Source organism: Moorena sp. SIO3I6 (genome assembly GCF_010672095.1).
Genome location: NZ_JAAHHU010000286.1, coordinates 1 through 5,954, shown reverse-complemented (window position 1 = coordinate 5,954; position 5,954 = coordinate 1). Strand labels below are relative to the sequence as shown.

9 protein-coding genes are annotated in these 5,954 nt (G+C 42.5%); 8 read left to right on the top strand and 1 reads right to left on the bottom strand.

Annotation, left to right across the window (positions count from 1 at the left end):
• Positions 1-268 precede the first annotated feature (268 nt).
• Positions 269-595: a hypothetical protein gene (locus F6K49_RS34190; protein ID WP_293017350.1), complete on the bottom strand. Its 327-nt coding sequence runs from the start codon at positions 593-595 to the stop codon at positions 269-271.
• A gap of 118 nt (positions 596-713) precedes the next feature.
• On the opposite strand from F6K49_RS34190, the gene F6K49_RS34185 reads away from it, so the two are divergent.
• The 8 genes from F6K49_RS34185 (at position 714) to F6K49_RS34150 (ending at position 5,835) form a co-directional block, all read left to right on the top strand.
• The gene (locus F6K49_RS34185; RefSeq protein WP_293103802.1) at positions 714-986 is read left to right on the top strand and encodes a hypothetical protein; all 273 of its coding nucleotides are present in this window, start codon (positions 714-716) and stop codon (positions 984-986) included.
• 32 nt (positions 987-1,018) lie between these two features.
• Complete coding sequence (locus tag F6K49_RS34180; protein ID WP_293103799.1) at positions 1,019-1,993, top strand: Rpn family recombination-promoting nuclease/putative transposase; 975 nt, start codon at positions 1,019-1,021, stop codon at positions 1,991-1,993.
• Between the two features lie 142 nt (positions 1,994-2,135).
• On the top strand, positions 2,136-2,762 hold the full coding sequence (locus F6K49_RS34175) for a type I restriction endonuclease (RefSeq protein WP_293103796.1): 627 nt from the start codon (positions 2,136-2,138) through the stop codon (positions 2,760-2,762).
• A 43-nt stretch (positions 2,763-2,805) separates the two neighbouring features.
• Positions 2,806-3,453: a Uma2 family endonuclease gene (locus F6K49_RS34170; RefSeq protein ID WP_293103793.1), complete on the top strand. Its 648-nt coding sequence runs from the start codon at positions 2,806-2,808 to the stop codon at positions 3,451-3,453.
• A gap of 24 nt (positions 3,454-3,477) precedes the next feature.
• Entirely contained in the window at positions 3,478-3,621 is a 144-nt protein-coding gene (locus F6K49_RS34165; RefSeq protein ID WP_293103790.1) for a hypothetical protein, read from the top strand.
• A gap of 98 nt (positions 3,622-3,719) precedes the next feature.
• A complete protein-coding gene (locus tag F6K49_RS34160) occupies positions 3,720-3,845 on the top strand; it encodes a hypothetical protein (protein WP_293103787.1) in 126 nt (41 codons plus the stop codon).
• Between the two features lie 363 nt (positions 3,846-4,208).
• Positions 4,209-5,495, top strand: coding sequence for an RNA-guided endonuclease IscB (gene iscB, locus F6K49_RS34155; protein WP_293017345.1), 1,287 nt, complete (start codon positions 4,209-4,211; stop codon positions 5,493-5,495).
• 103 nt (positions 5,496-5,598) lie between these two features.
• A complete protein-coding gene (locus tag F6K49_RS34150; protein ID WP_293103805.1) occupies positions 5,599-5,835 on the top strand; it encodes a XisI protein in 237 nt (78 codons plus the stop codon).
• Positions 5,836-5,954 lie beyond the last annotated feature (119 nt).

The window sequence follows — 5,954 nt, the reverse complement described above, 5'->3', positions numbered from 1 at the left end:
TTCCTCCCACCTAAATAGGAGCTACTTCCATGATGCCAAAAAAATCACGATTATCAATCCCGACTTTTCAGCAATCCACCGGATCTCTCTTGGGGATACGGCATTGTCTTGATGCAGTCGCTCATGGTTTGAATTTACCGTAAGATAGTGGAGCCTTATTAAAAAATATTTAACCCTTTTCTGCATAACCTGCTAACTATAAAGGCTCCACTATCTAAGGTTTTGTCTCCGGGGGAAACCCCCAAGACCGCGCTGCATCGCTTCTGAATCAAGGGATTAATATGAGTGGCATGGGCATACTGCCCGCCCGGAAATTGAAACGGGCAAGATGCCCGTTCCACCAAGATGCCCGTTCCACCAAGATGCCCGTTTCACCAAGATGCCCGTTCCACCAAGATGCCCGCATACTGCCCGCCCGGAAATTGAAACGGGCAAGATGCCCGTTCCACCAAGATGCCCGTTCCACCAAGATGTCCATGGCACGGCAAGATGCCCGTTCCACCAAGATGCCCATGGCACGGCAAGATGCCCATGGCACAGCCAGATGCCCATGGCACAGCCAGATGCCCATGGCACGGCAAGATACCCATGGCACAAAACTATTAAAATCATCCCGTATTTATTCAACGACAAAATTTGTCCATCACCTTTTTTTAAACCGCTATATAGCACTATGCATTAAAGTTAGGACATTGATAAAAGCTGAAAAGCTAATGCACGTCAACTTTGAGGTGCGACCCGTGGCGAATTTAATAATTAGATGCGGAAAGCGCACTTTTGCCTTTTGCCTTTTGCCTCTTGCCTTGCCCGTAGCGCTATATAGGGATCCGTGTAGGAATTGTGATAATTTTTGTTCCCTACTCCCTACTCCCTACTCCCTACTCCCTGTTCCCTGTTCCCTGTTCCCTGTTCCCTGTTATATAACTGATTATAGTGCAAACCCTCCCAGCCAAAACTGTTACTATAAAATTCAACACATTAGCTAATAACTAAACGCTTTAATTAACCTTGTAAAACCATGAAATTCATCAGTACTAAAACTGACTTTGCTTTCAAGAAAATATTTGGATCAGATCAGAGTAAAGATATTCTGATTTCCTTCCTTAATGCCATGATTTACTCCGGGAATTCGGTCATCCAAGATTTAGAAATTATTGATCCCTACAGTGCGGGGGATGTGGTTGATTTAAAAGACACCTATCTGGATGTTAAGGCAGTATTAGAATATCAAACGACTGTGATCATTGAAATGCAACTCTGGAATGTGGAAGCTTTCGAGAAGCGAGTCGTTTATAATTTGTGCAAAACCTACGGAAATCAACTAAAATCAGGACAGGGATATTTCGATCTCAATCCGGTCATTGCTTTAACTATCACTGATTTTAAGCTGTTCCCTTCAACAGAGAAAGTCATTAGCAGTTTTTACTTTCAAGAAGAAGAAGACCACTTGCCTTATCAGGAAAATGAATTAAAGATGGTGTTTGTGGAACTTCCCAAATTTACTAAGCAGCTGGAAGAGTTAGAAAGTGTGGTAGATAAGTGGATCTATTTTATCAAAGATGCTCCCAGCTTAGAAGTTATTCCTGATCAGATGAGGGAAATCCCACAGCTGGAACAAGCTTTAACTATAGCAAATCAAGCTGGCTTGAGTGTAGAAGAATTGGAAAAGATCCGCAAACAGGAGATGTTCTGGGAGGACTGGCGAGGTGCATTGAGTCTAGCGAAAAGGGAAGGACGAGAAGAGGGAAGACAAGAGGCAAGACAAAAGGCAAGACAAAAGGCAATACTAGAAGGCGAAAGAAGCTTACTATTGCGACAGCTTGAGCGCCGCTTTGGAAAACTAACAAGTAATGCGATTCGGCGAAGCCGACGCTACGCGAACGCATTGCTTGAAGCCTTGAATGCCCAAGATCTAGAACGCTTATCAGAAGCAATCTGGGATTTTAAGACCAGTGAGGATTTACTCAACTGGCTCCAAGAGCACTCTCACTAAGGGTAGCTATGCCTTAGTTGCCTAAAATCAGACTAGACCTCTTGGAAAAATTGGGAATCAAAAGGGATTACTTTTCACTTTCCTATGGACTTAACCTCCTACGTCCCTACTACTTTTTACTGTATTCAACCAATGACTCATTATGGTTCAAACTATTCAAGCTCAAGATCTTAGCCTAGAAGAACTGCAAGAACACTTTAAACTACAATTAACAACTGATCATCAATTTTTTCGAGAATGGCAAGACAACTTACCCTCTTTAACGGATCAGGAAAAACGTTCTCTGGAAAGAGTCCGCAGTAACTACTTTAACTTGGTTAATCGCCGCCCTCTCTTAGAAGAGGCTGTAAAAATGGTGGTTCTATCACCATTACTCGATCTCGCTGGATTCTTTCAACCCCCCTTTTCAATCAAAACTGAAACTTCTGTGGCAATTGCTGCTGAAGACAATCGAGTAATTGTAAGAGGCAGGATAGATGTTTTAGTAGTGCGACAGAGACTTTGGATACTGGTGATCGAATCCAAAAGTACCAAGTTTGATGTGATGGCAGCACTGCCTCAAGCTCTAGCTTATATGCTGGATGGATCCAACAGTGACAAGCCAAGGTTTGGTTTTCTAGTCAATGGGAGAGAGTTTGTGTTTGTTAAACTCCAACCAGCAGATGTTCCCATCTATGGTCGTTCCTACGCCTTATCTATTGACAGGGAAAATGAACTGGAGCAAGTTTTAGCTGCTCTCAAAGCTATTGGTCGATTGGTATTAAATTAACGTTTGATCTTTATCCACAATCCGAAATCATAGAACATTCACCATGGCTGTTACTCTCCTACTCCAACAACTTACCGTTCCCCCAGGTCAAAGACTGTTGATTCATAACCTAAAGTGGGCTGAATTTGAGTCTGTTCTGGAAGAACTAGGGGAACATCGCTCTGCCCGTATTGCCTATAGCCACGGAACCTTAGAAATCAGAATGCCTACCCCAGAACAGGAAGTCGATAAAGAACTGCTCGGTGATTTAGTGAAAATTTTGCTTGATGAGTTAGAAATCGACTGCGAGTGCTTTGGTTCCACTACCTTCAAGGGAGAAAATATGGACAGTGGCATTGAACCAGATCAATGCTTCTACATCCAAAACCACGCTAGAATGCGAGGCAAGCGGCGCGTCGATCTCACTATTGACCCACCGCCAGATCTAGCCATTGAAGTGGATGTTACCTCCAAGACTCAACTAGATGTCTATGGCAACTTAGGTGTGCCTGAACTCTGGCGCTATGAAAAAAATAAACTCAGGATTGACCTGTTGCAAGGAGGTGAGTACCGGCAAGTTACCACCAGTCCGACCTTCCCCAGATTACCGATTAGGGATCTGGTAGCAGACGTTTTAGCTCAAAGCCGTGAAACCGGGAGAAGTCCTGCATTACGAGCCTTTCGCCAAAGACTAAAGCAACTGCTTCTATAAATTAATATAGCAATTCTACGACTTGTGAGGTACAAATTTATGGTTTTTAGGGAGCAGGGAGCAGGGAGCAGGGAGCAGGGAGCAGGTAAGAGGGAAGAGGTAAGAGGGAAGAGGGAAGAGGGAAAAAATAATGTGTACCTCATAGCTACGATAAACGCTATAGTTTAGTTTTGGGGGATAAACCGATAGGAATCAGTAATGGAATTGACTTCTAAAACACTACCCAAACTAATTGAATAGCATTTCTAAATAGGTCATGAATAATATTGCTAATTTCTCATAACATCAAAAATTATTCGGAGCTCTTTACTACTGTTACCTGCTCCCTGCTCCCTGCTCCCTGCTCCCTGCTCCCTGCTCCCTTTTACCATCACTCTTATGTTTACATCTAAAAAAAAATGCTATATATGATATCAATCAAGAGTTTATTAAACAATGGAAAAACTAAATCACTATAGAGAATTAGTCAAAAAAATCATCAATGAATACGGGCAATATAAACCTAAATGTCAATAACTCACCGCTAAGTCCTATGGGACTATAGCGGGAGCTTGTAGAAGCTCATAGTTGACCAGACTGAGACTTAGATTAGGTCTACGTTATTTGAGTTATAACACCTGTAGGTGCGTGCCAGCCTTCAGCTCTGTTGTTAACAATTAAACATCTGTAGCGAGTTAAGGAAGTGTTGTTAACCTCTCAAGCTCTTATAACATTGTCGAGGCAAACTTTACCCACATCGTGGAGTGTTCAAAGTAATGCGAGTTTTCGTTTTAGATCAAAATAAAAAACCCCTGGATCCATGCCACCCGGCACGAGCTAGGGAACTACTTAAGAAAAGAAGGGCTAAAGTATTTAAGCGCTATCCATTCACTATTATCATGCAGGACAGAAGTGTTAATAATTCTGTAACTCATCCACACAGAATCAAAATAGATCCTGGTTCAAAAACAACCGGAATAGCTGTTATTCAAGAACAGACTGGACGAGTGACAAGTGCATTAGAAATTAACCATCGAGGACAGAGTATCAAGAATTCTTTAGAATCCAGAAGAGCCTTAAGGCGAGGTAGGCGAAACAGAAAAACTCGTTACCGCAAGCCTCGATTTCTTAATCGGAAGCGCCCAGAAGGGTGGTTACCTCCGTCACTAATGAGTCGAATATTTAACGTTGAGACTTGGGTAAGACGACTGAGGAAGTTGTGTCCAGTGACTGCAATATCTCAAGAGCTAGTGCGGTTTGATACTCAGAAGATGCAAAATCCAGAAGTATCAGGTGTTGAATATCAACATGGCGAGCTATACGGGTTTGAGGTTAAAGAGTACCTTCTTGCCAAATGGGGACACAGTTGTGTTTATTGTGGTGCTATGAATACGCCCTTAGAAGTTGAACACATTGTCCCAAAATCAAAAGGTGGCAGCAATCGGGTCAGCAACCTAACCCTTGCTTGTCGGTGTTGTAATCAGAAAAAAGGTAATGACCCCATTGAAAAATTTTTAAAGAAAAAACCAGCAATTCTCAAAAAAGTATTAGCTAAAGCAAAAATTCCTTTAAAAGATGCCGCAGTCGTCAACTCAACCCGTTGGGAATTATGGAGAAGACTACAATCAACTGGATTACCCGTCGAAACAGGCTCGGGTGGATTGACTAAGTTTAATCGCAAGACTAGGGGTCTCGGAAAAACTCACTGGATCGATGCTCTTTGTGTTGGTAAAACCACCCCTGAGCAAATATTACTGAACGGAACAAAGCCACTAACAGTAACAGCTAAAGGTCATGGTATTCGTCAAAGGTGCCGACCTAATAAATACGGGTTTCCAAAGGCTCATGCTCCTTCTGCTAAGTCGTTTAAAGGCTTTCAGACAGGAGATATCGTCAAAGCTGACATAAAGAAAGGAAAATATGCCGGGCAGTATACAGGACGGATAGCTATTCGTTATCGTCCAAGTTTTGTACTTCAGACTCCCGAGAAGAAGTTCGATGTTCATCCAAAGTATCTGAGAATAATATTTAAAGCTGACGGATACGAATATGCGTCTAACTAGCAATGATTCGCGCTTCGCTCAATTTATTGACCTGCGGGAATTCCCCTCCCGCTAAAACTAACGTTTATAACGGGAGTCCCCTTCCCGTATTTAAGATGGAGATATTGAAGTCCAAAAAATCTTTGATGTTCAAGGAGATCACTATCAACTGATGAATGTGGGGTGGCATGGCAATCGGCGTTTAAGAGGCTGTGTTCTCCAAATTGACCTTAAAAACGACAAAATTTGGATACAACATGATGGCACAGAAATTGGCGTGGCGAATGAATTAGTAGAATGGGGTGTTCCCCCTGAAGATATTGTCTTAGCTTACCATGCTCCTTATAAACGTCAGAGCTGATTTGTAAAGAAAATCTAAAGAGAACTCAATGACGGGCTGAGTAGCCTGTAATCTATATGACAAAACGAGTTGAAGCACTGTGTTCATGAGTCGTTTGCCTGAGATCGCCAATCCCCATC

What these genes read in the sequence shown, in the direction of transcription:
- iscB (WP_293017345.1), top strand. Translation starts at nt 4,209, where the DNA reads ATGCGAGTTTTCGTTTTAGATCAAAATAAAAAACCCCTGGATCCATGC.
- F6K49_RS34175 (WP_293103796.1), top strand. Translation starts at nt 2,136, where the DNA reads ATGGTTCAAACTATTCAAGCTCAAGATCTTAGCCTAGAAGAACTGCAA.
- F6K49_RS34180 (WP_293103799.1), top strand. Translation starts at nt 1,019, where the DNA reads ATGAAATTCATCAGTACTAAAACTGACTTTGCTTTCAAGAAAATATTT.
- F6K49_RS34185 (WP_293103802.1), top strand. Translation starts at nt 714, where the DNA reads ATGCACGTCAACTTTGAGGTGCGACCCGTGGCGAATTTAATAATTAGA.
- F6K49_RS34170 (WP_293103793.1), top strand. Translation starts at nt 2,806, where the DNA reads ATGGCTGTTACTCTCCTACTCCAACAACTTACCGTTCCCCCAGGTCAA.